General features: G+C 65.2%; 1 pseudogene. It reads right to left on the bottom strand.

The window, feature by feature from the left end:
- Positions 1-1,175: pseudogene (locus GGD57_RS28975) on the bottom strand (IS481 family transposase); the annotation flags it as partial.
- Positions 1,176-1,207 lie beyond the last annotated feature (32 nt).

Genomic DNA, 1,207 nt, shown 5'->3' with positions numbered 1-1,207 from the left:
TGTAAAGCCCGGATACATACCTGACAGATGTTCGGAGACATGCCTGACACTCAGTGCTGGCTTTTGAGATCGATTTTTGCGACCTGTGTTGCGCCGAAGAAGACGCCGTAGAGGCCGTCGTTCTGGAGCGGGCGGATGGCGAGACGTTCGGTTTTGAAGGCGTTGGGCACGCGCCAGAATCGCCCCTTGAAGCTGACATAGCCCTTGGTAGTTCCAACGCGGCGCACGATTTCGCCGCTGTCATAGACCGGTTCTGGCAGGCGATCGGGGAAGGAGCGCGGTGAAGGCCGATAGCGGCTGGCCGGCACGGCCATGTCGATGCCCTGGTGCGGGCGGCGATGGTTGTAGATGTCGCGCCAGCGATCGAAGGCGTTTTGGGCCTGAGCGTGGCTGGCGAGCGCGGCGAAGTCGAAGACCTCGGCCTTGAGGCTGCGGTGGAAGCGTTCGTTCTTGCCGCGGCCCTGAGGATGATAGGGCCTGGCATGGATGAGGTCGATGCCGAGTTTGAGCAGCCAGACGCGTAACCTTGTCCATTGGTTGGGCACGCCGGTGCCCCAAGGCCGGCCGTTGTCGGTATAGATGGCCATCGGCAAGCCGTGGCGGCGCAGGATCGTCTCCAGCCGGCCGCGGACAGTCTGCAGGCGCTCGTCGGCGCAGGCTTCGAGCCCGACGGCGAAGCGGGAATGGTCGTCGATGACAGTCAGCGGATGGCACCAGAGGCCCGAGACGAGCTGCGTGCGACCCTTGAAGTCCATCTGCCAGAGCAGGTTGGGCGCCTCGCGCTCGAAGCGGCAGAGCGCCGGCTGCCCGCCCATCTGCGGCCCGATGCGGTCGTGGCGTACCAGGATGGCATGGACCGTGGAGGCAGCTGGCGGCGCGGTCCCGAGATCCTGCAGCCGGCGGGCGATCTTGCGCGCTCCCCAGGCCGGATGTTCGTCGCGTATATCCAGCACCGCGCCTTCGAGATCGGCTGCGGTGCGCCGCGGGCTCGCATGCGGCCGGCGGGAGCGGTTCTCTCCCGGCTCGCCTGCCCGCAGGCGCTGCAGCCAGACATAGCCCGTTTGCCGGCTGATGCCGAAGCGCTGGCAAAGCGCAGAGACGTTCGCACCCTCAAGCCCCGCCAACCGGCAGAATTCCAATCGTTCATCCACAACTGACCTCGACCGCCAAACCATGCCGACCTCCCGAAAAATCATCTCGAAAGTGT

The organism is Rhizobium esperanzae (assembly GCF_014197615.1).
GTDB classification, from domain to species: Bacteria; Pseudomonadota; Alphaproteobacteria; order Rhizobiales; family Rhizobiaceae; genus Rhizobium; species Rhizobium esperanzae_A.
The sequence above is the reverse complement of the archived record's forward strand: the minus strand, read 5'-3'. Positions and strand labels throughout refer to the sequence as shown.